The organism is Dyadobacter sp., assembly GCF_017744695.1.
GTDB lineage: Bacteria > Bacteroidota > Bacteroidia > Cytophagales > Spirosomataceae > Dyadobacter.
This window is the reverse complement of record NZ_JAGIAS010000003.1, coordinates 411,482-436,456: the sequence shown is the minus strand read 5'-3', so window position 1 is coordinate 436,456 and position 24,975 is coordinate 411,482. Positions and strand designations below refer to the sequence as shown.

The 24,975-nt window shown below is 49.6% G+C and carries 24 protein-coding genes; 16 read left to right on the top strand and 8 right to left on the bottom strand.

The features are described from left to right. Window positions 1–10 precede the first annotated feature (10 nt). From J7619_RS13920 to uvrC, 3 genes are read left to right on the top strand one after another with little or no spacing between them, the layout of a single operon-like run. Entirely contained in the window at window positions 11–2,308 is a 2,298-nt protein-coding gene (locus tag J7619_RS13920; protein WP_291199189.1) for a transglycosylase domain-containing protein, read from the top strand. A gap of 25 nt (window positions 2,309–2,333) precedes the next feature. Then, window positions 2,334–3,476: a glycerate kinase gene (locus J7619_RS13915; protein WP_291199187.1), complete on the top strand. Its 1,143-nt coding sequence runs from the start codon at window positions 2,334–2,336 to the stop codon at window positions 3,474–3,476. Between the two features lie 16 nt (window positions 3,477–3,492). Further along, entirely contained in the window at window positions 3,493–5,304 is a 1,812-nt protein-coding gene (uvrC, locus tag J7619_RS13910) for an excinuclease ABC subunit UvrC (RefSeq protein ID WP_291199185.1), read from the top strand. Here the strand turns inward: uvrC and J7619_RS13905 are convergent. Next, on the bottom strand, window positions 5,301–6,515 hold the full coding sequence (locus J7619_RS13905; protein WP_291199183.1) for an NAD(P)/FAD-dependent oxidoreductase: 1,215 nt from the start codon (window positions 6,513–6,515) through the stop codon (window positions 5,301–5,303). The genes uvrC and J7619_RS13905 overlap by 4 nt on opposite strands. Window positions 6,516–6,627: 112 nt before the next feature. Between J7619_RS13905 and J7619_RS13900 the strand changes: the two genes are divergently transcribed. From J7619_RS13900 to J7619_RS13875, 6 genes are all read left to right on the top strand, one after another. Then, on the top strand, window positions 6,628–7,689 hold the full coding sequence (locus J7619_RS13900; RefSeq protein ID WP_291199181.1) for a saccharopine dehydrogenase family protein: 1,062 nt from the start codon (window positions 6,628–6,630) through the stop codon (window positions 7,687–7,689). A gap of 6 nt (window positions 7,690–7,695) precedes the next feature. Beyond that, a complete protein-coding gene (locus tag J7619_RS13895) occupies window positions 7,696–9,234 on the top strand; it encodes an aldehyde dehydrogenase family protein (protein WP_291199178.1) in 1,539 nt (512 codons plus the stop codon). Between the two features lie 62 nt (window positions 9,235–9,296). Next, a complete protein-coding gene (locus J7619_RS13890; protein WP_291199176.1) occupies window positions 9,297–9,563 on the top strand; it encodes a PqqD family protein in 267 nt (88 codons plus the stop codon). 3 nt (window positions 9,564–9,566) lie between these two features. Further along, window positions 9,567–10,007, top strand: a complete 441-nt coding sequence (locus J7619_RS13885; RefSeq protein ID WP_291199174.1) for a lasso peptide biosynthesis B2 protein — start codon at window positions 9,567–9,569, stop codon at window positions 10,005–10,007. Window positions 10,008–10,028: 21 nt separating this feature from the next. Next, window positions 10,029–10,946 (top strand): serine kinase, encoded by a 918-nt coding sequence (locus tag J7619_RS13880; protein WP_291199171.1) that lies wholly within the window; start codon window positions 10,029–10,031, stop codon window positions 10,944–10,946. A gap of 1 nt (window position 10,947) precedes the next feature. Continuing rightward, window positions 10,948–12,129, top strand: a complete 1,182-nt coding sequence (locus J7619_RS13875) for a nucleotidyltransferase family protein (RefSeq protein ID WP_291199169.1) — start codon at window positions 10,948–10,950, stop codon at window positions 12,127–12,129. Here J7619_RS13875 and J7619_RS13870 read toward each other — a convergent pair. The 3 genes from J7619_RS13870 to rsfS all read right to left on the bottom strand — a co-directional run bounded on the left by J7619_RS13870 (window position 12,070) and on the right by rsfS (window position 15,635). Then, window positions 12,070–13,017 (bottom strand): aldose 1-epimerase, encoded by a 948-nt coding sequence (locus J7619_RS13870; RefSeq protein ID WP_291199167.1) that lies wholly within the window; start codon window positions 13,015–13,017, stop codon window positions 12,070–12,072. The two genes, J7619_RS13875 and J7619_RS13870, sit on opposite strands and share 60 nt — an antisense overlap. 104 nt (window positions 13,018–13,121) lie before the next feature. Further along, a complete protein-coding gene (gene ftsH, locus J7619_RS13865) occupies window positions 13,122–15,179 on the bottom strand; it encodes an ATP-dependent zinc metalloprotease FtsH (RefSeq protein ID WP_223401324.1) in 2,058 nt (685 codons plus the stop codon). Between the two features lie 72 nt (window positions 15,180–15,251). Continuing rightward, window positions 15,252–15,635, bottom strand: coding sequence for a ribosome silencing factor (gene rsfS / locus J7619_RS13860; RefSeq protein WP_015814482.1), 384 nt, complete (start codon window positions 15,633–15,635; stop codon window positions 15,252–15,254). Between the two features lie 45 nt (window positions 15,636–15,680). Between rsfS and J7619_RS13855 the strand changes: the two genes are divergently transcribed. Continuing rightward, window positions 15,681–16,448 (top strand): biotin--[acetyl-CoA-carboxylase] ligase, encoded by a 768-nt coding sequence (locus J7619_RS13855; RefSeq protein ID WP_291199161.1) that lies wholly within the window; start codon window positions 15,681–15,683, stop codon window positions 16,446–16,448. Here J7619_RS13855 and J7619_RS13850 read toward each other — a convergent pair whose 3' ends face one another. Continuing rightward, a complete protein-coding gene (locus tag J7619_RS13850) occupies window positions 16,449–16,778 on the bottom strand; it encodes a transmembrane 220 family protein (RefSeq protein WP_291199159.1) in 330 nt (109 codons plus the stop codon). 96 nt (window positions 16,779–16,874) lie between these two features. Continuing rightward, window positions 16,875–17,576: a tetratricopeptide repeat protein gene (locus J7619_RS13845; RefSeq protein ID WP_291199158.1), complete on the bottom strand. Its 702-nt coding sequence runs from the start codon at window positions 17,574–17,576 to the stop codon at window positions 16,875–16,877. Window positions 17,577–17,863: 287 nt separating this feature from the next. Here J7619_RS13845 and fsa point away from each other — a divergent pair, with 287 nt between their 5' ends. Together fsa and J7619_RS13835 are read left to right on the top strand one after the other, a co-directional pair. Next, window positions 17,864–18,520 carry a fructose-6-phosphate aldolase gene (fsa, locus tag J7619_RS13840; RefSeq protein WP_106595983.1) on the top strand — a complete coding sequence of 219 codons (657 nt, stop codon included), beginning with the start codon at window positions 17,864–17,866 and terminating at the stop codon, window positions 18,518–18,520. A gap of 135 nt (window positions 18,521–18,655) precedes the next feature. Continuing rightward, on the top strand, window positions 18,656–19,339 hold the full coding sequence (locus J7619_RS13835) for a cell division ATP-binding protein FtsE (protein WP_291199155.1): 684 nt from the start codon (window positions 18,656–18,658) through the stop codon (window positions 19,337–19,339). Between the two features lie 71 nt (window positions 19,340–19,410). Here J7619_RS13835 and J7619_RS13830 read toward each other — a convergent pair whose 3' ends face one another. Both J7619_RS13830 and kdsB read right to left on the bottom strand, forming a co-directional pair. Then, window positions 19,411–20,976: a bifunctional response regulator/alkaline phosphatase family protein gene (locus tag J7619_RS13830; protein ID WP_291199153.1), complete on the bottom strand. Its 1,566-nt coding sequence runs from the start codon at window positions 20,974–20,976 to the stop codon at window positions 19,411–19,413. A 163-nt stretch (window positions 20,977–21,139) separates the two neighbouring features. Then, window positions 21,140–21,883: a 3-deoxy-manno-octulosonate cytidylyltransferase gene (kdsB, locus tag J7619_RS13825; protein WP_291200356.1), complete on the bottom strand. Its 744-nt coding sequence runs from the start codon at window positions 21,881–21,883 to the stop codon at window positions 21,140–21,142. Window positions 21,884–21,928: 45 nt separating this feature from the next. On the opposite strand from kdsB, the gene J7619_RS13820 reads away from it, so the two are divergent. The 4 genes from J7619_RS13820 to J7619_RS13805 are packed head-to-tail and all read left to right on the top strand — an operon-like array spanning window position 21,929 to window position 24,730. Next, window positions 21,929–22,717: a DUF4905 domain-containing protein gene (locus J7619_RS13820; protein ID WP_291199151.1), complete on the top strand. Its 789-nt coding sequence runs from the start codon at window positions 21,929–21,931 to the stop codon at window positions 22,715–22,717. Window positions 22,718–22,720: 3 nt separating this feature from the next. After that, a complete protein-coding gene (locus tag J7619_RS13815; RefSeq protein ID WP_291199149.1) occupies window positions 22,721–23,713 on the top strand; it encodes a LysM peptidoglycan-binding domain-containing protein in 993 nt (330 codons plus the stop codon). Window positions 23,714–23,730: 17 nt separating this feature from the next. Next, window positions 23,731–23,943: a hypothetical protein gene (locus tag J7619_RS13810; RefSeq protein WP_291199147.1), complete on the top strand. Its 213-nt coding sequence runs from the start codon at window positions 23,731–23,733 to the stop codon at window positions 23,941–23,943. Next, a complete protein-coding gene (locus J7619_RS13805; RefSeq protein ID WP_291199145.1) occupies window positions 23,930–24,730 on the top strand; it encodes a TIGR02757 family protein in 801 nt (266 codons plus the stop codon). The genes J7619_RS13810 and J7619_RS13805 overlap by 14 nt, the downstream gene beginning before the upstream one ends. Window positions 24,731–24,975 lie beyond the last annotated feature (245 nt).

The window sequence follows — 24,975 nt, the reverse complement described above, 5'->3', positions numbered from 1 at the left end:
CCCCACATCTATGATTGAATTGCAACCCGGAAAGTATCGGCGTACCATTGTCCGCCTCTGGCGGTTCGTTGGCCTGGGACTGGGTCTGATCATATTCTACATTGTTGCCGTCAGTTTTAACTTTTTGTGGTTGTTCGGTAGCATGCCGGATCTGAAAACGCTCGAAAACCCGAAGAGCGAGCTGGCATCGGAGCTTATCAGCGAGGACGGCAAATCGCTGGGTAAATATTTCTTCGAAAACAGGACGCCGATCGATATCGCGCAGATTTCCCCTAACCTGATCGACGCGCTTGTTGCGACGGAAGATGCCCGTTTTGTCAACCACTCCGGTATCGATCCCCGCAGCTTGTTAAGGGTTTTTAAAGGCGTCGTTTCCGGGAGTTCAAGCTCCGGGGGTGGTAGTACACTTACGCAGCAGGTGGCCAAAAACCTTTTCAATACCCGTTCGGAAGAATATGAAGGACTGCTTGGTAAAATTCCGGTAGTACGCATTGTGATTGCCAAAACCAAGGAATGGGTGCTCGCAGTGGTATTGGAAAGAAAGTATACCAAGCAGGAGATCATGCAGATGTATCTCAACACGGTTTCTTTTGGGAATAATACCTATGGTATCAAAGTCGCTTCCAAGACCTATTTCGATAAGGAGCCCTGGGACCTGAATGTCACCGAAGCGGCTTTGCTCGTGGGTATGCTGCAAAACCCGACGTTGTTTAACCCGCTGCGCTTCCCGACCAATGCATTGAACCGGAGGAATACAGTGCTCGCGCAAATGTATAAGTACGATTACATCCGCGAGGAGGATTTTGAAAAATATAAAGAGAAGTCGCTCGGCCTGAATTTTACGGTCGATAGCCATAACACCGGTCTGGCGCCCTATTTCCGCGAGTCGATGCGCGGTTATCTCAAAAGTTGGGTGAAACTCTACAATGAAGAAAATGATACCGATCTGGACCTGTATACAAGCGGTTTGCGCATTTATACGACCATCGACTCGCGTATGCAGCGCTATCAGGAGGCGGCATTGACCGAGCATATGAAAGCGCAGCAAAAGCTGTTCGACGAGCACTGGAAAGGCCGTAACCCATGGACTTTCGACAATGGCAAGGAAATCCCAGGTTTCATCACCACTGCCGCAAAGCGCTCCCCGCATTTTATTTCCCTGAAAAGAGACCTGGGCGAGGAAGAAGCCTGGAAGATCATGAAGAAACCTTACAAAATGAAGGTTTTTACCTGGAATGGCGAGAAGGAAGTGACCATGAGTCCTTTGGATTCCATAGCGTACTACAAGCGCTTCCTGCGCGCGGGTATGATGTCCATGGACCCGCGTAACGGGCACGTGAAGGCGTGGGTAGGAGGTATTAATTTCAAATATTTCAAATACGATCACGTAAAACAGGGATCCCGGCAACCGGGCTCTACTTTCAAGCCGTTCGTGTATGTTTCGGCATTGGATAAAAATTTCCTCACTCCTTGTGATCATGTGACCGACCAGCCGGTTTACTTCGGGCTCTCCGATGGCGTACCGGGCGGATGGTCACCGAAAAACTCCAATAACAAGTATTCCTATCAGTCACTGTCGTTGCGGCAGGCATTGGGTAAATCGGTGAATACCGTGAGTGCTTACCTGATGAAAATGGTACGGCCAAAGGCGGTTGTGGAATATGCACATAAGCTGGGTATTACTTCCAAATTGCAGGAGGTGCCATCGCTTTGTTTGGGTATCAGCGATGTTTCGGTGTATGAAATGGTGGGTGCCTATTGCGCATTTGCCAATGGAGGCCACCGGACGGAGCCGATGACAATCCTGCGCATTGAAGACCGTTACGGGAATGTATTGCAGGAATTCTTCCAGAAACAGAACCAGGAAATCAGTGCCAATATGGCCTATAATATGTTGTACCTGATGCGTGGCGCGGTGGAAGATCCGGGAGGAACAGCCGGCCGTTTACGTCAGTACGGCGTGACCGAAGGGAATGAGATCGCAGCCAAAACGGGTACCACTTCGAATTACTCGGATGGTTGGTTTATGGGTATGACACAAAATCTGGTGTCGGGTATCTGGGTGGGCGGCGAAGACCGCAGCATCCACTTCCGCACCATTGCCTATGGGCAAGGCGGCCGTATTGCGATGCCGGCGTGGGGGCTGTTTATGCAAAAGGTATACGCTGATCCAACCCTGGTGCAGTACCGCAAAATGCCATTTACCAAACCTGAAAATTACGTTCGTGAGTGCGGAGGCGTAGCGACGGATAGTACCGATACTTATATTCCGCCATCAAGGTCCGACGACGAAGGCGTGCTATTCTGACCCATTTAATATTATCCCTTTGCCCGTGAATATTCTCGTTGCCCCTGACAAGTTTCGCGGTTCGCTGGAAGCTGCGGAAGTATGCGATGCCGTTATTGATGGCGTCAAAAAGGCATACCCCCACGCAAAAGTGACTGCGATCCCGTTGGCTGACGGCGGCGAAGGTACCTCGAAGATATTAACCCGGCAGGCCAATGGCTCGGAAGTGACGGTAACTGTTATGGACCCGTTGAACCGGCCGATCAAAGCAACCTACGGGCTTTCAGAAGACCACCAGGTGGCATTCATCGAAATGGCCGCGGCTTCGGGGCTTGGACTTCTTAAAACAGAGGAACGCAATCCGCTTCGGACGAGCACATTTGGTACTGGGCAACTTATCGCCGATGCGTTGGACCGGGGAGTGAAAAAGATCATTCTGGGAATCGGCGGAAGTGCCACCACTGATGGTGGTATCGGAATGGCGGAGGCGCTGGGTTATGCATTCAAAGACGCGGAGGGGCATACATTGCTGCCAAACGGCGAGTCGCTCGCGAAAATTGCATCGATCGATACACATAATGCTGATTCGCGGCTGGCGTTGGTTTCCGTAATAGTCGCTTGCGATGTGACGAACCCGTTGTTTGGTCAGGAAGGTGCGGCATTTGTATACGGCCCGCAGAAAGGCGCCGACCCCGACATGGTGGTGCTGCTCGATCACGGACTGGAAAATCTGGCACAGGTAGCTACGCGCGCATTCAGGCGGGACGTGAGTCTGGTGCCTGGTGCGGGCGCAGCGGGAGGTCTTGGTGCGGGATGCATGTGGTTTTTGAATGCGGAGCTGAAAGATGGGATCAGTATTGTGATGGAGCAATGCAACATTGCCTCTCTGGTAGCCCAAGCGGATTTGGTGGTCACGGGAGAAGGGAAAGTCGACGAGCAGACGTTGGCCGGCAAAGTCGTGAAGGGGCTGGCAGGGCTTTGTAAAAGCCATCATGTGCCGCTGGCCGTTGTTTGTGGTACTTTGCAGATTACCCCGGAACAGGCCCGGGCAGTGGGTATTACCTATGCCGTTTCGGTTTTGAACCGGCCGATGGACCTGAATGCCGCACAAACTGAGGCATTCCAGCTTGTGAGCGACGCAACTTTTCAATTGACGCGGTTGTTTTTCTTCAACAGGGGCGCCGTTTAGTCCTAAATCTCAATCAATGTCTGAATTCAATTATAAAGAAGAACTCGCCAAAATTCCTCTCGATCCCGGTGTGTACCGGTATTTCGATGAAACCGGCGAGGTGATATATGTAGGAAAAGCGAAAAGCCTGCGCAACCGGGTTTCGAGCTATTTTTTGAAGAATAATCAACACGACCGTAAAACGAAACGGCTCGTGAGCCAGATCCGTCGGATCGAATTTACTATCGTTTTGAGTGAATGGGACGCATTGCTGCTGGAAAACCAGCTGATCAAGCAATTGCAGCCCAAGTTCAATATTCTGCTTAAAGACGATAAGACCTACCCATTCATTTGCGTTACCGACGAGCCGTTCCCCCGCGTATTCCCGACGCGGAATATGGATCGTACCAAAGGCACTTTTTACGGTCCGTTCGCCAACCTCCGGTCGATGCATACGCTGCTCGACATGTTCAAGGCATTATACCAGATCCGCTCATGCCAGTTGCCGCTAACGAAGGCGAACATCGAGGCCAAAAAATTCAAAGTATGCCTGGAATACCACATTGGCAACTGCAAAGGGCCTTGTGAGGGCTTGCAGGCCGAAGAGGAGTACGATACGGAGATCGAGCAGGTACATAATATATTGAAAGGAAACCTGTCGTTGCCACAACAGTATTTCAAGGAGAAAATGCTCGAAGCCGCAGAACAAATGGCATTCGAGAAAGCCCATTCCTGGAAAACAAAAATCGAGCATTTATCGAATTTCCAGAGTAAAGCGACCGTGATTAACCCGCGCATTGGTAATATCGATGTGCTTACGATCGTGTCCGACGAGGAAGCCGCCTATCTGAACTTTATGAAGATCAAGGAGGGCTACATGGTGGCGACGCAGACGCTGGAAGTCAAGAAAAAGCTCGACGAAAGCGACAGGGAAATCCTCGCCATGATGATCGTGGAAATGCGCTCTACATACGGTTCGGAGGCGAAAGAACTTGTTTCAAATCTGAAACCGGACCTCGATATGCGGCTCGAAGTGACCGTTCCCCAAATCGGTGATAAGAAGAAGCTCCTGGATATGTCGATGAAGAACGTGATGTATTTCAGAAGGGAAAGAACGGAGCGTCGTGAGGTAGAAGCATCTGCCACAACTTCCAAAAAGGACCGGGTATTGATCCGTCTCAAAGCCGATTTGCAGATTAAAACGTTGCCGAGGCACATCGAATGTTTCGATAACTCCAACATACAGGGTACCAATCCGGTGGCGTCGATGGTGTGTTTCAAGGATGGAAAACCGTCGAAGAAAGATTACCGCCATTTCAATATCAAAACAGTAATCGGCCCGAACGACTTCGCTTCCATGAACGAGATCGTTTCCCGGCGGTACCTGCGCCTGATAGCCGAAGAGCAACCGTTACCCGACCTGATCGTGATCGACGGGGGCAAAGGGCAGTTGGGTGCGGCTTGCGATGCATTGAAAAGCCTGGGGATTTATGGACAGGTACCTATAATAGGTATTGCCAAAAGGTTGGAGGAAATCTATTTTCCGGAAGATCCACTGCCGCTATACATTGATAAGCGGTCCGAATCGCTGAAACTGATCCAGCAGATCCGCGACGAAGCACACCGGTTTGCGATCACTTTCCACCGCGATAAGCGCAGTAAGGCTAGCCTGGTAAGCGAGCTGGAAGGTGTAGTGGGCGTCGGAAAAGTGACCGCTACGAAGCTTTTGAAGCATTTCGGCTCGGTACGCGCCATACGCGAAAGCTCGGTCGAAACGCTCACGGACCTTATCGGCCTCGACCGGGCGAAAAAGGTAAGGGCCTATTTCGACACCATGGCTGGCGATTAAAGACCGATATTTTTCCCGACAATGTAGCCCGTTGTCCAGGCATTCTGGAAATTAAATCCACCCGTAATGCCGTCGACATCCATGACTTCTCCCGCAAAGAAAAGGCCCGAAAGCGAGCGGCTTTGCAATGTGTCCGGGTCGATGTCGGATAATGCAATGCCGCCGCAGGTAACGAACTCTTCTTTAAAGGTAGTTTTGCCTTTGACCTCATATTGGCTGTTGGTAAGCAACTCGGTCATCCGGTTAAGGACCTTGTGGCTGGCATCGCCCCAGCGCAATGTGTCGGGAATTTCCGCTTTCTCGGTAAATGCCTTCCAAAGCCGCGACGGTAACCCGAACCGGGTATGCGAAGCGATTTGCTGTTTCGAAGTATTGGTTTTCTCGCTAAGCAAAAAGTCCCGGACTTCCTGTTCTTTCATTTCCGGCAGCCAGTTGATGCGGCAGGTGAAATGATAATTATTTTCGGCCAGGTCACGCGCGCCCCAGGCCGAGAGTTTCAGTACTGCCGGCCCGCTGAAACCCCAATGCGTAATCAGTAATGGCCCACGCCATTCATGCTTGGTGCCCGCTATTTTAACCAAAGCATCTTTTACAGAAACACCCGCCAGCGGCAGCAGATAGTTTTCCGGTGTATTGAAGGTAAACAGGGACGGCAGCGGCGGTACAATCCCATGCCGGTGTTCCTCCAACCACTCAAAACTTTCCGCTCTCGGATAGCCGCCGGTGGCAATCAATAGCCGATCGGTCAGGATGGGTTCTCCATTGATTACCTTCAAATGGAATGTATCGCCCGTCTTCTCAAAGGAATCCACATGCACGCTCGTCTTGATTTCAATGTTCAGGTTCCGGGCGGCTTTTACGAGGCATTCAATAATGGTATGGGAAGAATCCGAGACCGGAAACATGCGTCCGTCGGCTTCTGTTTTTAATTGAATTCCTCTTTTTTCAAACCATTCGACCGTCGAATCGGCATCGAAATGGGGCAGGAGCCTGCGAAGGAGCTTTTCACCTCTTGGGTAATTTTTGATGAAATGGCGCAGCTCATGGGGCCGGTGCGTGACATTACACCTGCCGCCGCCCGAAATACGGACCTTGTTGAGGACTGTTCTGCTCTTTTCAAGAATGGTAATGCGAGCGTCCGGAAACGTCTCCGCGGCCGTAATCGCCGCCATAAACCCTGAGGCGCCACCGCCCACAATGGTAATTGTCATAATGCCTGTTTTGTCCTACAAAAATGACATGCAAGTTTTAAAAACTGCAATTTCTTTTTCTATCTTTCAAAATAGCTTCAAAAATTTCAACTAAAACCATTTTTAACTATACATGCAAAAAGTACTTGTGATCGGATTGGGAAAAGTGGGCTCACTTGTAGCGACCTTGCTGAGCAAACGTTTTCGGGTAACCGGGGTCGATAAAGCGCAACCAGCTGTGCAATTACCTTTCGAGGTGCTGACCGGGGACGTGAATGACGGTGCATTTCTGGACCAGGCATTAGCCGGTTTCGACGCGGTGGTGTCCTGTATGCCCTATAACCTCAATCTGCCTATCGCGCAACGTGCGCACAAGGCAGGCATCCATTACTTCGACCTCACCGAGGACGTTCCCACTACTTCCGCGATCCGCGAAATGGCCAAAGACAGCCGTAGCGTGCTCGCACCGCAATGCGGCCTGGCCCCGGGCTTTATAGGTATTGTAGGAATGGATTTAGCCAAACGTTTTACCAAAATCAGGGACATCGAGCTACGCGTAGGCGCATTGCCACGCTACCCGAACGGGCAAATGGGCTACTCGTTCACGTGGTCGCCCGCAGGCGTGGTGAACGAGTACCTGAACGATGCCGAGGTGATCCACAATGGAGTACGCAAGATGGTACCCTCGCTGGAAGGCATTGAAATGATCAATATCGAAGGGCAGGAATTCGAGGCATTCAGTACTTCCGGGGGCCTTGCCACCATGTGCGAAACCCTCGAAGGAAAGGTGGATACATTGAACTACAAAACCATTCGTTATCCGGGGCACTGCAACTTGATGCGTTTTGTGCTATACGAACTGTGCCTGAAAGACAAGCGGGCGCTGGTGGAGGAAATCCTGACGGAAGCCAAGCCGCCGGTGCAGCAGGATGTGGTGTATGTATATGCCGTGGTGGAAGGCTGGAAAGGTAGCCACCTGGAAAGAGAGGAGTTTTATCAAGCCTATCATCCCATTCGGATAGACGGCCAGCATTGGCGGGCCATATCATGGACTACGGCGGCATCTATTGCGGCAGTTGTGGAAATGGTGGCCGACGGCGTGCTGCCCGGAACCGGGTTTATCCGGCAGGAAGACATCGTGCTGGATGATTTTTTTAAGACGATGAATGGCCAGTTTTTTCAGAATATAGGTTGAGTTTGTATGAAAGGGATTGATATAATTCTTGAAAAGCTGGGCATTGCCGGCGTCAATAATGGCGTAACTACCGGGCAGTTGGGCTGGCAAGGTGGCGGAGAGTTGCTGGAATCGTTTTCTCCGGTGGATGGAAAAAGAATCGGAGCGGTAACACATAGCGCACGGGCAGACTATGATCGTGCGCTGGAAGCGGCGTCGTTGGCATTCAAAACCTGGCGAAGTATACCGGCACCCAAACGCGGCGAAATCGTAAGGCAAATGGGCGCGAAGCTGCGAGAGTACAAACAGGAACTCGGCACGCTCGTTAGTTATGAAATGGGCAAAAGCTTGCAAGAGGGGCTCGGGGAGGTCCAGGAGATGATCGATATCTGCGACTTTGCGACAGGGCTTTCCCGCCAGTTGTACGGCCTTACCATGCACAGCGAGCGCCCGCAGCACCGTATGTACGAGCAATGGCATCCACTGGGCGTGGTAGGGATTATTTCGGCATTCAATTTTCCGGTGGCGGTATGGTCGTGGAATTCGATGGTCGCGTGGGTATGCGGGAATGTGTGCGTGTGGAAGCCTTCGGAAAAAACACCTCTTACAGCCATTGCCTGCCAGCATATTATTCAGGATGTTTTAAAAGATAACAATGTGCCGGAAGGTGTATCGTGCATTGTTTCAGGCGGGCGTGCAGTGGGTGAATGGCTGGCGCAGGATCCGCGGGTTGCATTGGTATCTGCTACCGGCAGCATTCCAATGGGCCGCTCGGTAGGGGAGGCTGTGGCGCGGAGATTGGGTAAAAGCCTGCTCGAACTCGGTGGTAACAATGCAATTATCGTTACGCCGACCGCGGATTTAAAGGTAGCGATCCCGGCGATCGTTTTCGGCGCAGTGGGAACGGCAGGCCAGCGGTGCACCTCGACCCGTCGGCTGATCGTGCATGAATCGATATTGGAAGAGGTAAAAGGCCGGCTGGCAAAGGCCTATGGTCAATTGAAAATCGGAAACCCGCTGGACCCGGGGATTCACGTAGGACCTTTGATCGATAAACAGGCAGTGGAGCACTACCAGAATGCCGTGGAATTGATCAGACAGGCCGGAGGTACATTTGTGGTGGAACCCGGCTTGCCGGAGGGAGGCCAGTATGCCTCAGGTTGTTACGTTTCGCCTTGTATTGCTGAGGTGGAAAATCATTGGGCGATCGTCCAGCACGAAACATTCGCACCGATCCTGTACCTGATCCGTTACAGCGATCCCGAGGAAGCCATCGCATTGCAAAATGATGTGCCGCAAGGCCTTTCATCCGCGATTTTTACGAACGACCTGCGGGATGCCGAGCGGTTCTTGTCCTTCGAAGGTTCCGATTGCGGCATTGCCAATGTAAACATCGGTACTTCGGGCGCGGAGATCGGTGGCGCGTTCGGTGGTGAAAAAGAAACAGGTGGTGGACGTGAATCGGGCTCGGATGCCTGGAAAGCCTATATGCGACGTCAAACTAATACGATCAACTACGGCACCGCGTTGCCGTTGGCGCAGGGAATAAAGTTTGAGATTGAGTGATTAAAATGCCTAACTTTGTACAATTCGGTTGCACATTATACTTTCAGATTTAATTTTTCAGAATGAAATACCAGCTTACATCAGAACAGATATCTTCCAAAGTTGCAGGGGAAACTGTTATTCTAAACCACAGCAAAGGAGCTTATTACGGTCTGGATGAAGTGGGTGTGCTGATCTGGGATACATTAGAGAAAGGACCGCACACGATCGAAGCTTTGTGTGACGTGGTGACTAGCGAGTATGACGTCGATGCCGACACCTGCAAACGTGATATCGACGGGTTGTTGAAGGATTTGATTTCGGAGAGACTGGTTGAAATAATCAAATAGATTTTGGGCAAAATCGGTAAGCTGATAGGGAAATGGCGGAGCTTGTCCGGGCCGGAGAAATGGATATTCCTGCGGGCTGTCTGGTGCCTGCTGTGGATCAAGGCCGGGCTTCTTTTACTTCCTTTTTCGCTATTCAGAAAATGGTACCACCGGCTGAGCCGCCCGAGCCGCGTTCAGGAGACTGCGCCGGAAACCATGGAGCGGACTGTTTGGGCGGTGGATACCGCGGCAAATTTGCTGCCATTTGAACTTTTGTGCCTGCCGCGCGCCCTTGCCACCAAATATCTGCTTCGCAATTCCCCCGCATTGACCCTGGAAATAGGAATAGAGATTAATCCCACCAAGCAATTCGAAGCACATGCCTGGGTGGAGCAAAATGGCAACATTATCATCGGGCGATGGCCGGATACTGTTTCCTACAAACGGCTCTGGGTTTGGGAATGATTTAATTTGTACTTTACACACATGTATCATTACACAGCCTTCGGGCTTCATATTCACTCAGAAATCTCCCTGCCCGAACTGGCCGACGGCGATCCGCATTCCACAAGTGACGTTTATATTCGCCAGGGTGCCGTAGAGCTCCCGGCCATGCGCCCAACGACCATTTACAGACGAGGAATCAGGGCGTTTTTTGGCCAGGACGAACAAAATGCATTGTATCTGGATTGGGCGGGTATAGCGTCGTTCAAGGCTTCCGGCGGTAATGAGCTGGTAGTTTCTCCCCTTGCTTCGGAGGCTAATGTTATCAGCCTGTTTACGGTAAGCGAAGCATTAGGCCTTATTTTGTTTCAAAAAGAGTACTTTCTGCTTCACGCGAGTTCGGTAGAGGTGGGCGATGAGGCCTGGTGCTTCATGGGCATGCCGGGGGCCGGGAAGTCGAGCACGGCGGCAGCATTTATTAAAGCGGGTTGCAGGTTGCTAAGTGACGATCTTACAGCGATTACGTTTGATGAAACCGGAAAGCCGGTGATTGTTCCGGCCTACCCGCAGCTCAAAATATGGGAAAAGACTGTCAGTGGTCTGCATTACGACCAATCAGACCTTGAACCGGTTAGTGAAGGTGTCAGGAAGTTCGCTTACCATCCCCGGGAGCAGTTCCCGACCCGGCCGGTTCCTTTGAAAAAGGTATTTTTTCTACATAAGGCCCGAAATAAACCTGCGATTCAGCAGATGAATTTGGCCGAAATACCTGGCGAAATGTTGCGCAACTTTCCCCTGGCTACGGAGCTTATGAGCGGTGATAACCTCAAAAAGCACTTTGTTCAAAGCATTCAGTGCGCCAGGTCCGCCGAGTTGCTTCGCAGAAGGAGACCAGAGGGTTTCGATAACCTGGAAAAGTGGGTGGAAGCAAGTATCCGTGAACAATTAATCGCGGAATAGGATGCAACGGCTCAGAGTTTCCCGTGAACTGGCATATCTGATCGAGGCGGCAGTGTTGCCATTGGGGCATCAGTCCTTCGAAATCGACGATAAACCCTTTGATCCGCAAAGATTTTCAGCGCTTGTCAACTGGCATCAGATCAGACCGCTGGCCTTTGAATATGTGCAGGCTAAGTCACTGGCACTTCCGGATCATGTGCTCAGGATGCTGCGGGAATTCACGCTCGGGCAGGCCGTTACGAATATGGCTTTTCTTGGGATTTGTGTCCGTTTGTATAATCGGTTAATTGATAATCAGGTACACGCTTTCCCCATGAAAGGGGCATTGTGGGCCTGGATGCTTTATGACAAGCCTGTGTCGAGGGAGTTTGGAGATATTGATTATTTTATCGGGAAAGAAGATGTTTCCAAAAGCCTGGACATTCTCCTTAGAGAGGGTTTTGCCGCCGACCGTTACCGCCATTACCTGCTGAAAGAGAAGAATGCTGTTGAAGACTACCTGAATACCGATTACCAGCTTCCGCTCACGCCGGTACAAGAGCACTTGTTGCAATCATTGGAAATACAATGGAACTGTACCTACCCGCGCTATTGCTACAATTTCACGTGGGATGAATTGGCCCGGAACCTGGTTCCGTTTAATATGATGGGGAAACCTGTATGGGTGCCAGGCATGGAAATCCAGCTGATCATGATGGTGATCCACCACGGCGGTGTCGAACAATGGGACAAGCTGAAATATATGGCGGATTTGCTGAGATTACTCGACAAGTCGGCGGACTCGATGGATTGGGCATATATTAATAAAGTAACCAAAGCGAAAGGCTTCCATAAACTGTTGCTGGAATCATTGGGCGTCGCCGGCTATCTCAGTGGCCGGGACTATGTTAAATATACGAAGGCCGCGGAAAGCTACCCTTCGGAGGGCTTTTTGAAAGACATATTAACCCACTGGGAGAATGAGCGACCGTCGTTGAAGACCAAAACCTGGCGGATTTTTCTATATAATCTAAAATACCGCGACAAATGGTCGGATAAACTCTCCATTGTCGCGGCACATATTGAGTACCTAACTCACTGGAAGCTGCTGTGGCATAAAATCAGCTGGTACAAAAACAGGCCCTCAGGTGAGTCTGACCGTGATCGCGCCGTCAACGCTGTGTCCGGGCGCGAGAATATTTAACCCTTCGCCGGTGTTGAATGCATCTACATTGGCCGTCAATGCCTCGATGGCGACGCAATCACGCGCCGGCGGCGTGTATACGACGAGGTAGTTGAATTTCCCTTCTCCGGTTTCCTGCTCAATTCGCAGGGTAACATTCTGATTTTTAGAGATCAGCTCCGTCACCGCATGCGGACCGTTAGCTTCTACAATGAAGCAGTTGTCGAACTCTTTCCTGTGCAGTAATGCGGGCATGGCCATCTCAAACGGCTCGGTACCGATGGGGATCAGGTTTTCATTAAAGGTTACCAGGCGTTTTGATGGGATATTGATCTTCCATGCCTCCACGTCTTCGTTGCCAAGCATCCAGTAGGGGTGCCAGCCAAACATCGCCGGGCAAGGCGATTGACCATTGTTTTTAGCCTCATACTTCAATTCGAAACGACCATCTGCATGTAGCGTATAGCGGACAGAGAAATGGACCTGGAAAGGATAACCCTCTGGGTTGTCAATCGTATAGGATAGCTGAATAGACGCATTATCCTCATGAATGGCTTGCTCGTCGAGGTGAAAATGGTTTTTACGCACCAGCCCGTGGATCGCGTTCAGGCCACCGTCCTCGTTCTTATGCAGCTGGTATTCTTTACCTAAAAACTTGTATTTCCCTTCCGGAATGCGGCTGGCAAACGGAAACAGAAGTTCGCTGGCGCTTTTGGTGTCGGCTACAAGTCCTGCCGGGGTAGGCGGTGTTTTCAAAACCGAGAAGAGCGTCAGGCCTTTGCGAAGGGAAAGCTGCCGGACGATGCCTCCCAGCTCCGGAATGACTACGCAGCGGTTTTCAGTAGTGGTTTCATGTATCACATATTCGGTAAGGTCACCGAACTGCTGTTTGAATATTTCAAAAGGCATATGCTTTGAAGGTTTAGGGTCAAACGATTTACTATATGCTGTAAAAATAATAGCCGGACAGGTTGAATTGTCCGGCTATCCCTATTTTATTCAATCAAAAGTGCCTATTCGTTGTCGGCGCTTTTTTCGGCTTCTGCCATTTCTTCTTCTTTCCGATCTTTTTCGAGCGTCTGTTTCACCACTTCTTCGTGGATCGCCGCTTCTTCGTTCGAACGACGGTTAATATAAGCCTGGTAGCTGGTTTCCTTCTCGTAAGGGCGTTTGCCGATCAGCTTTTCGAGGTCGGCCTGGAAAAGGATCTCTTTTTCAAGAAGCTCTTTCGCAAGTACTTCCAATGCGTCGCGTTTTTCAACCAACAGGTTCTTAACGAACTGATAAGCCTGATCAACCAGCTTTCTTACCTCTTCGTCGATCGCCTGTGAAGTTGATTCTGAATATGGTTTGGTGAACGCATAGTCGGTCTGTTTCGAATCATAGAATGAAATGTTCCCGATACGCTCATTCATACCGTACATGGTCACCATGCTGTACGCTACTTTCGTTACGCGTTCCAGATCGCTCAATGCGCCGGTTGAAATCTTACCGAATACTACATCTTCCGCCGCACGGCCGCCCAATGTCATACACATTTCATCGAACAGCTGCTCGGTACGGTACAGATACTGCTCACGCGGGAGATATTGTGCGTAACCCAATGCCGCCACACCACGCGGTACGATCGACACTTTCACCAAAGGATCGGCGTGTTCGAGGAACCAGCCGGCCACTGCGTGACCTGCCTCGTGGTATGCCACGATTTGTTTCTCTTCCGGTGAAATCAGTTTGTTTTTCTTTTCCAAACCACCAATTACACGGTCCATCGCATCCTGGAAATCCTGCATGGTCACTTCCTCGCGGTTGCGACGGGCGGCGATCAATGCGGCCTCATTACAAACGTTCGCGATTTCCGCACCGGCAAAGCCAGGGGTTTGAGAAGATAATTTCTGGATATTAACATCGGTAGCCAGTTTCAATGGCTTCAAATGCACTTTGAAAATCGCCTCACGACCGATCACATCCGGCTTATCAACAGAAATCTGGCGGTCAAAACGTCCCGGACGCAGCAACGCAGGGTCGAGGACGTCGGGGCGGTTGGTAGCTGCTACGATAATGATACCGGAGTCGGTTGCGAAACCGTCCATTTCCACGAGCAGGGAGTTCAATGTATTTTCGCGTTCGTCGTTGGAACCGGGCATGGCACCACGGCCACGCGAGCGGCCTACAGCGTCGATCTCATCGATGAAGATGATACAAGGCGCTTTTTCTTTCGCTTGTTTGAAGAGGTCGCGCACACGCGCCGCACCCACACCCACGAACATTTCCACAAAGTCGGAACCTGAAAGTGAGAAGAATGGTACGCCTGCTTCACCGGCTACTGCTTTCGCGAGCAACGTTTTACCCGTTCCCGGAGGGCCTACAAGCAATGCACCTTTCGGAATTTTGGCCCCGAGTTTCTTGAATTTGTCGGGGCTTTGGAGGTATTCTACAATTTCCTTGATCTCTTCTTTCGCTTCATCGAGGCCCGCTACGTCGTTAAATGTGATTTTAACTTTGTTTTCCGCATCGAAAAGCGTCGCGCGGGAGCGGCCGATGTTGAAAATCTGGCCACCGGGACCAACACCGCCGGACATTCTGCCGAGGATGAAGTACATCACCAGGATCATAACAATGAAAAAGCCCCAGGTTCCGAGGAAACTGGTCCAGTCGTTGCGGGTATCTACCACGAAAGGCACCTTGTCATCGTCGGGAACGCCTTCCTGCATCTTATCAAAATCCTTCTTGAAGGTTTCCGCCGATGTTACCTGAAACTGGTAGTGGGAAGCACTTTCCCCGCCGAAATAGTTATTTTCCTTTGCAACAACCCTGTATTTGTCGAGTTTGAGCGCCTCGGGTTTGAGCGTAACCTCCACCGATTTGTCATTCACAATGGTTACGCGCTCCACCTCCTTGTCGGCCATCATTTTTTCGAAACGCTTCTGAGTGGTTTCGCGGATTGTCGATGTGCGGTTAAGGTACGTGATTCCTAGTATAGTAGCGATCAGAGCGGCTATTATCCAACCTTGATATCCTTTTTGAGGACTTTTAGGGTTGAGTGGCCCCCTTTTGTTATCGTTTTCAGACATTCGTTCGTTTTAATTAAGAGGAAATATATTAAACAACAATCCCGGCAGGGCTAATGTTCGCCCGGCGGGCCTTTATACCATGGAGTCTTCCAGGTATGTCACCTCTGCATCTCCCCAAAGTTCTTCCAGATCGTAATGTTTGCGGCGTTCTTTGTTGAAAATATGTGCGACCACGTCGACATAGTCAATCAAAATCCATTCTCCATTCGCCTTTCCTTCTTTTTGCCAGGGTTCTGTTTTGGATATTTTATAAACTTCTTCTTCGACCGAGTTGGCCAAAGCATCTATTTGGGTGTCGGAGTTCCCCGAGCAAATCACGAAAAAGTCAGTGATTGAATTTTTTACTTTTCTGAGGTCTAATATGGCAATGTCCAAACCCTTCTTTTCTGTCATGCCCTTCACAACCAGTTCGGTGAGATCTTTTGAGGATAGTTCTTTATTTTTGCGTTCTTTCATGCGTTGTTATTTCCTTTTCTAAAACCCTAAAGTAAAACAAAAAAATTGTACAACTCTACACAGGACACGCTAATAATTGGTAAAAAAGTTATATATCTGCCAACTTGTCATTCCACCAACGACATAGCGGCTGAAATAGTACATGCGGGGCTGTTTGAGGAAGGAACGGTTGTCATTACCGATAATCAGGTGAAAGGAAGAGGTCAGCGCGGGACCGTCTGGAACGCCAATGCGGGTGAAAATCTCACATTTTCAGTCATACTCAAACCTACATTTCTGCGCATTCAGGACCAATTTTTGGTGAGCCAGATCACGGCCCTCGGAATACGTGCATACCTGGGCGCCTATGTGCCTGACACGAAAGTGAAATGGCCGAATGATATTTACATGAATAACCGCAAGTCCTGCGGCGTATTGATCGAAAATTCGCTGCAGGGAACCAGGTATGCGCATTCGATTGTAGGTATCGGCGTCAATATCAATCAGTCGCAATTCGAGAATAGTTACGCCACTTCGTTATTTCGTGAAACCGGGTCGACATATGCGCTGACAGAGGAGTTTCACAAGCTGCTCAAATGCCTGGATGCCTACTATGTCCGGCTCAGGTCAGGAAACCAGCAAGAGGCGATTCGTGCCGAATATCTTAGTCATCTCTATGGTTATCAGCAGGATGTAAAATTTTTATATAAGGGAAGTATAACAAGCGGCTCGGTAACTAATGTGACCGAGCTTGGGAAGTTGCGGGTCAAATTAGCTACCGAGCCGGAAGAACTCGAATTCGGTTTGAAGGAGATCGAATGGTTTAGGGATTGATCAGCCCCATTTGCCGATTACGGCCATCACCACCGCGCAAATGCCCAATCCGAGCGACTCACGCGCCAGCTCGATGTTGAGGCTTCTCATCGCAGTTTCACCAAAGAAAATACCTTCAAATTCTGGCGGCCATTGCAGGATGGCGCCCACCAGGTATCCTGCGGCAAGCACATAAAACACCCACGAAGGCCAAAGCCCCCGGATACTCATGAAGCAGGCGAGCGCGGCAAAGCTGTAAATAGCGATCCAGGTACCCGAATCGGGGTCGTTGAGCTGCAAATAGGCAAAGACCACGAAAATGATCCCGAAAAATATCTTTAAAAGTCTCATGACAAAGTGGGTTAAGAATATGATGATTAAAGAATATGTTACAAAGGCGTCACCGCTCACTTATTAACCGTCGGTGCTACCCTTTTAACACATCTTTTACTGACAAAATTGCGCCAATGCGTTCGCTGCGTCGCTATATCCCAGGTTCAGAGCCTGTTTCAGGCTGGTACATCCGAGATCTTTTTCGCCGTCGTTGTACTGCGCAAGGCCGAGGCCGTAGAATGCCTTACCGTATTGCCCGTCGAGTTTCACAGTCTGGCGGAAAGCCAGCGTCGCTTTTTTGAAGTCCTGCGTCCGGTAATAGGTATTGCCGAGGTTGTACCAGGCTTGTTTGTTATTTGCGTCCAGCTGGGTCGCTTTTTCAAAGTCTTTAACCGCGTCGGGTGTTTTGTCCATGAGTACGAGCAGCTGTCCGCGGTTCAGAAAAACGTCGGCGGTGTCAGGCGCGAGCTCGGCCGATTTGTTATAGTCGGCAAATGCGGAATCCAGTTTGTTTTCGTCCGTGTAGAGCAATGCGCGGTTGAAATAGGGGCGGTAAGAGCCGGGTTGTAGTTTAATGGCCTGGGCGAAGTCCAGTAACGCGTTGTCGTACTCCTTCAATTCGTAGTAAGCCACGCCGCGGACATTGAACGCGTCGGCGTTGGTAGTATTTTTTTCGATCGCTTTGTTGATGAATTCAATGGCTTCACGCGTCTTGCCCTGTTGCATGAGCTCTTTGCCTTTTTGGAGAAATGCGTCAGAGGATTGGGAGCAGGAGTAGAGGAAAATCAGAAAAAATAAAAAAAATAATCGAGGCATACTGGTTCATTTCTAGTTGATTCGCACAAAAGTAAGGGGAAACGTTACACGAATGTTTTCTTTTTGTGAATAAAATGTCCTTATCTTTGCACCCGGCAAATCGGAACTACCAGCTCCTTCCGAATCCCCCAGGTCCTGACGGAAGCAAGGGTAGGTGGTCGATGCGGTGAGATTCTCGGTTTGCCTTTTTTTATTTCTTCGCCTCAGGTTTTTCCATCTTTCTTTCTTTTTGCTTTTGTTCAGGGTTTCCTACTTTTGTGGAATATTCTAACCAATAAATTTTCAATATGAAATTTTTCATTGATACTGCGAACCTGAACGAAATTCGGGAAGCGCAGGCACTTGGTGTTTTGGACGGTGTGACCACCAACCCATCTTTGATGGCGAAAGAAGGAATTACAGGTAAGGATAATATAATGCGTCACTACAAGGCTATCTGCGATATCGTGGATGGTGATGTAAGTGCGGAAGTAATCTCGGTTGATTTCGAAGGAATGGTTCGCGAAGGCGAAGAACTGGTAGAGATCGACGAGAAAATCGTGGTGAAAATCCCGATGATCAAAGAAGGTATCAAAGCACTGAAATATTTCTCTTCCAAAGGCATCCGTACCAACTGTACGCTGATCTTCTCGGCAGGACAGGCGCTGGTAGCTGCGAAAGCGGGTGCAACATACGTTTCTCCTTTCGTAGGCCGCCTGGACGATATCTCAACAGACGGTATCGGCCTCATCGAGCAAATCTTGACTATTTACAGAAACTACGGTTTCGATACGCAAGTATTGGCAGCCTCAGTTCGTCACCCAATGCACATTATCCAGTGCGCTGAGGTAGGTTCGGATGTTATGACAGGCCCATTGAGCGCTATCGAAGCATTGCTGAAACACCCATTGACTGATATCGGTCTCGAGAAATTCCTTTCTGACTACAAAAAGGGTAACGCTTAATCACGGTTATTATCATCTACAAATCTTGCGGTGCTCTGCACCTCAACAAGAGAGGTGCAGAGCACCGCAAGATTTGTAGATTTGTTGCATCGCGATAATTGTCGACGACAATCCAATCATTACATTTAACACATTATGACCACCGATTCGACGGAGCCAATAATCAGACTGGAAAGGGCAGATATTTATCAGGGTGAGAGGCCTGTTTTGAACGACGTTCATTTTGAGATCAACAAGGGCGAATTTGTTTACCTTATCGGCCGGACCGGTAGTGGTAAAAGCTCGCTTTTGAAAACACTATACGCCGATTTATGGCTGCATACCGGTTCTGCCAAAGTGGCCGGATATGAGCTTCACAACATCAAAAGGGCCGATATTCCCTTTCTCCGTCGCCGCATAGGCATTGTATTTCAGGACTTTCAACTGCTTTCCGACCGTTCTGTCGAGGATAACCTCGCATTCGTGCTACGTGCGACGGGCTGGGAAGACAAGGGTAAAATCTCAAAACGCATTGCCGAAGTGCTTATGCAAGTAGGCTTGGGAACTGCCCAGAAAAGAATGCCACACCAGCTTTCAGGCGGTGAACAGCAGCGCGTGGTAATAGCCCGGGCAATGCTCAACGAACCTCAGATCCTGATTGCCGATGAACCTACGGGTAACCTCGATCCGGAGGTAGGCGACCAGATCATGCAGGTTTTCCGCACGATTAACAATGCCGGTACTGCGATATTAATGGCAACCCACAACCACGATTTCCTCAAACGCTTCCCCGCACGCGTGATCAAATGCGAGAATGGCGGTATTACGGTGAGTGAATAACCCGGTTTTGAGTCATACAAAAAGGGCATCTGAGTCGATCAGATGCCCTTTTTGTATATTAATGTGCTACCCTATTTCGCTTTCATATCGATCACCGGGATGATCATCTCTTCAAGCGACACGCCGCCGTGCTGGAAGGTGTCGCGGTAGAGGTTCACGTACTGGTTGTAGTTGTTCGGGTAGGCGAAGAAGTAATCCTCTTTTGTGAATACATACGACGTCGAAACGTGCGGTTTGGGTAGGAAAATGCGCTCCGGCTTGCGGCACACCATCAAGTGGTTGTCGTCGAAACCGAGGTTTTTGCCATGCTTATAACGGAGGTTTGTATTCGTTTCGCGGTAGCCGATGATTTTCACCGGTTTCTGCACGCGGATCATTCCGTGGTCGGTTGTAAGGATAAGCCGGCCTTTCTTTTCCGCGACTTTGCGGATGAAATCGAGCAGCGGAGAGTGCTGGAACCATGACCGTGTGATCGAGCGGTAAGCCGCTTCGTCCGGGGCCAGCTCCTTGATCATCTGCACATCCGTACGTGCGTGGGAAAGCATATCCACAAAGTTGTAGACAATTACATTCAACTGGTTCGTCAGCAGGTTGTTGAATGTATCCACCAATGCCTTGCCCTGGTTGGTATTCAATATCTTGTTGTATGAAAACTTGATATTTAAGTGGTTCATTTCCAGCTGCTTTTGAAGGAAGTCCTGCTCGTGGTTGTTCAGGCCTTCTTCGCCTTCCGGAGTATTCTCGTCACTAACCCACCACTGAGGATGCTTGCGTTCCATCTCGCTCGGCATGAGGCCGGAGAAGATCGCATTACGTGCGTAACCGGTTGTGGTTGGTAAAATGGAATAGTACGACGATTCTTCTTCGATATTGAAAAACTCCTGCAAAATTGGCTGGATCATTTTCCACTGGTCATAGCGGAAGTTGTCGATCAACAGGAAAAACAGCGGCTCGCTCGATCCTTTCAAATGCGGGAAAACCTTCTGTTTCATCAACTGGTGCGAAAGGATGGGTTTGTCAGAGCGGGGGTCGTTCAACCATTCTTCATATTCATCTTCAATGAATTTGCAAAAATTGGCATTTGCCTCGCTTTTCTGCATGCTGAAAACTTCGGCCATTCCCTGGTCGTCGGAGCTTTCGAGTTCCAGCTCCCAGTAAATGAGTTTCTTGTAAATATCCGCCCATTCCTCGTGCCCAATGCGGTCCTGGTATTGCATGGCCAGACTGCGGAATTCCTGCTGGTAGCTGAGGGTCGTCTTTTCGGTTACGAGGCGTTTGTTGTCCAGTATCTTCTTAACAGAAAGTAATATCTGATTGGGGTTCAGCGGTTTGATGAGGTAATCATCGATTTTGGAACCGATGGCATCCTCCATAATATGTTCCTCCTCGCTTTTGGTGATCATCACCACAGGCAGGTTCGGCTGCTGTTGTTTGATCTGCGCGAGCGTTTCAAGGCCGGTCATACCCGGCATCATTTCATCGAGGAAAACAATGTCAAACCGGTCATTCTCAATGCGGTCCAGCGCATCCGCACCGCTGTTTACGGGCGTAACGTTGTAACCTTTATTGGTGAGAAACATGATATGCGGTTTGAGAAGATCTATTTCGTCATCGGCCCAAAGGATGTTATATTGCATAAGGCTCTTTTTTCAAGTGGTAATTAGTTTAAAACAATAAAAGGCTAACGCATCGGAAGAAGCTGGTCGTATACGTAAAACGGTTTTAACGTTTTTTAAGAAATATACGGCTAATCCTTATACGTTAACCTTCCTTGTAAAAAATGTATTCCACAAAGGGCTGTTAGGGCAAAAATTTTCTGGTGACCCGGTCCAGATCGTCGGGCGTGTCCACACCGTGCGAATCATCCGAGGTAACTACCGCCTGAATCGCGTAACCGTTTTCAAGCCAGCGCAGTTGTTCCAGTGCTTCGGCTTTCTCCAATGATGAAACGGGAAGTTTGGTGATCTCGGCCAGAACGTCGGACCGGTATCCGTAAATGCCGATGTGTTTGTAAAAAACATGTGATTTCAGAAACTCTTCCTGGCTCTGCGCATTACGCAGGTAGGGGATCGTCTGTCGGCTGAAATACATGACTTCATTTCGCTTGTTCAGAACTGCCTTGGGCACATTCACGTTGAAGAGAATGTCGTCGTTGTCGATGACTTTGACTAGCGTGGCCAGCTCGGTGTCACCGTTCAAGACGGAGGCCAGGTGGTCGATCGGTTCCGGGCTGATGAAGGGTTCGTCGCCCTGAATGTTAATGATATAATCGTATTGGCCATCGGTTTTGCTCAATGCTTCAAAGCAGCGGTCGGTACCGCTTTGGTGATCTTGCGAGGTCATTACAGCCGTTCCGCCGAATTCGCGGACGTGGTTCAATATCCTTTCATCGTCTGTTGCTACGATAACCTGATCGAGTTGAGTAGCTTTGGATGCTTGTTCGTAGACCCGCTGGATCATGCTTTTTCCACCGATATCCACCAAAGCCTTGGCGGGGAAGCGGGTAGAAGCGTAACGGGCCGGTATTATTCCTAGAATGCGCACGAGGTCGTTGTCAGTTAAATTCGAATTCAAAATAAAGGTAAAAAATTGCAAAATCTTTTTTCGTTCCGGTTTTCGGAAAACATCTGGCGTGTATTGCCCGATGCCGATCCAGACAGTTCGCTGTGGGCCATTGAGTTACGTAACCCGGAAAGCCGTGAAGTGTCGTTTGCTATGATCGATACCGCCGACCTCACTGTAAAATGGCAGCGGCATGTGGAAGGTACGGATTGGTGGACATCCCTGACTGCTTTTTCAGACCACCACATTTTTTTGCACAATTACCGCTACCCTGAGGTCCCTGAGCCGACGGATCTGCTTGCCGTTAATGCGGAAACAGGATTGCTATCATGGATTTTGCCGAACCACTTACTGGTCAGCAATGCAGGAAATGGCCTGCTGGAAATAGCTACCAAGCGGGGAGAGACATTTTCACACCTGCATTGTAACGCCGCGACCGGCAAGGTGCAACCATTGATTGCGGCACCGACCGAACCGGGCGAAGAAATAATTTTAACGGAGCCCGTTCGTTACAACGAAGGGAACAGGTACTTCGGGCAACTTGCGCAATTTATTAGCAACGCAACCGGCGGTCACAACCCGGCAGCCATTGATTATTTGGAGAAAAGACCCTATATAATCTTTTCTTATTATATTTACGAGCAAGATAAAACAGTGCAATACCTCCTCATAGTAACCGATCAGAAGCAACAGGTTTTACACGAGAAACTATCGGAAGAGCGGGAAGGAACAGGCCGCTCGACGATGATGCTGAAAGCGTCCACATTGGTTTATCTGAAAAATAGCAACGAGTTTTCGAGTTTAACGCTTTCATAATAAATGAAATACATTTTTTGCCTGGCCCTTTTGGCAGGATTGATGACAGGTTTGACGAGTGCCCGGGCTAAGGGATTGAATGCTGTTGACTCTGTGGGGGTTGAGAAGGTAGGAGGAAAGATCTTCATTATACATAAGGTTAACCAGGGGCAAACGATGTTCGCTGTCGTGCGCCAGTACGGAACGACCATCCATGCATTGCGCGAAGCCAACCCCGGCATGAGCGATCAGATCCAGTCAGGACAGACGATCCGGGTGCCCTACACACCAAAAGTGACCAAGAAAGAAGCCAAAAAGGAGGATAAGAAAGAAGAGAAAAAGGAATTGGTGAAAGCGGAGGTGAAGGAAACCAAGCCTGTTGCTGACACACCTTCGGTAGCTACCAGCACTTCTGCGCCGTCGGCATCTTCGACCGCAGCGCTTCCTGCAAACGGCATTCATAAAGTAGAGCCCGGACAGACCTTGTATCGAGTAGCCGTGAAATACGGTGTACTGATGGCTGACCTGCGTAAATGGAACAATCTTACCGACGATAATCTTAAAGATGGGCAGGAACTGATCGTAAGTGAAAAAGGGGCGGAAAAAGCTGCGGCGCCTGCCGCAACTCCGCCTCCTGCGAAAGTCGCTACCACGGTTGTAAAGGATTCTGTCAAAGCAAAGACGGTCGTTCCGGAAAAAGTGGTGAAGCCGGTGGAAGAAGTTGCTCCGCCAAAAGTGGTGAAAAGCAAGAAGAAATCGGAATCAGGGCTCGCGGAGGTGATTGAGACGGATGAAAGTACCAGCAAATTCCTCGGATTGCACCGTACCGCGCCGATCGGCTCGCTGGTAGAAGTTCTGAACGAATATAACCAGGAAAAAATCATCGTCCGCATTATCGGTCGCATTCCCGACACGAGCGTAAATGACGACATTGTCATCAAGTTGTCGTCGCGCGCATTTGAAAAAGTTTCTCCTAACAGCAAACGATTCAGGGCGGTAGTGAGTTACCTTGAATAACTACCGAAGAAGATATTATGAAACACGCACCACAGTTTCGTTCCAAAAGAGAGGAAGAGCGGGAAGCGCTTAAAAATACGCCAGGCTACAAGGTTTGGAGTGTGATGTTCACACTGTTGTACCCGTTTATCGCCATTTTTACATTCCTTTTTTCGGGGATCGTGATGATTTTCTCAGGTATTTCCCGTGTGCTGGCTTACCTGTTTGGAGGTAGCCATGCCCGACGCTAGCCAAACGGCCTATCCGCCATCGTTCGTGGCCGAATTGCTCGATGAGAAGGTGGCGCAATACAATCGGCCGGACTTCATTCCTTTTGACCCGATCAGTATTCCACACCGGTTTTCGGTGAAGCAGGATATTGAAATCATGGGATTCTGGGCTGCGGTGCTTGCCTGGGGCCAGCGCAAAACCATTATTAACAAATGCCTCGAACTGGCCGCATTAATGGACAATGCGCCTTACGACTTTGTGCGCAATCATCACGAAAGCGACCTGAAACCGTTCCTGCATTTCAAGCACCGAACTTTTAACGCTACCGATACACTCTATTTTCTGCATTTCTTTCAGGAATACTACAAGATCCACGATTCCCTGGAATTCGCATTCAGTAGTCACATGAGGCCTTCCGATGTCACGATCGAAAATGCCCTCATCGGCTTCCACGACTTATTTTCGAACTCCGAAAACTTCCCCGCACGCACACGCAAGCACATTGCTACACCTGCGCGTAAGTCTTCCTGCAAGCGCCTGAACATGTTCCTGCGCTGGATGGTACGACAGGACAATAACGGTGTCGATTTCGGCATCTGGAACACCATCCTTCCTTCCCAGCTCATCTGCCCCTGCGACGTCCACGTCGACCGCGTCGCGCGGGTGCTGGGCCTCATCAAACGGCCTGTTACCGACTGGCAAACCGCAAGTGAGCTGACAGCTTCATTGCGCCTGCTCGATCCGAATGATCCTGTGAAGTATGATTTTGCTCTGTTTGGATTGGGGATTGAAGGCTTTGCGAGTTAGCTTTTAATACAAGTAAAAGTAAGTTGTGACGATTGCGGATTAGTTATGGTTATGCTGCCGGAAGAACTGGTGGCTTTCTACCGAATTTCCTTTTTGCATTTTGCCAATATACTCCTACTGCGGTCTGCTTGGCTTCCTTTGAAGAATCCATTACCGCCAATCGGTCATTTTAAGGTTGTTTGTTGTATCTGATAGCTCAACTTAGGATAGATCCTGACGAGTGTCGAGGCATTCATTTATATCAA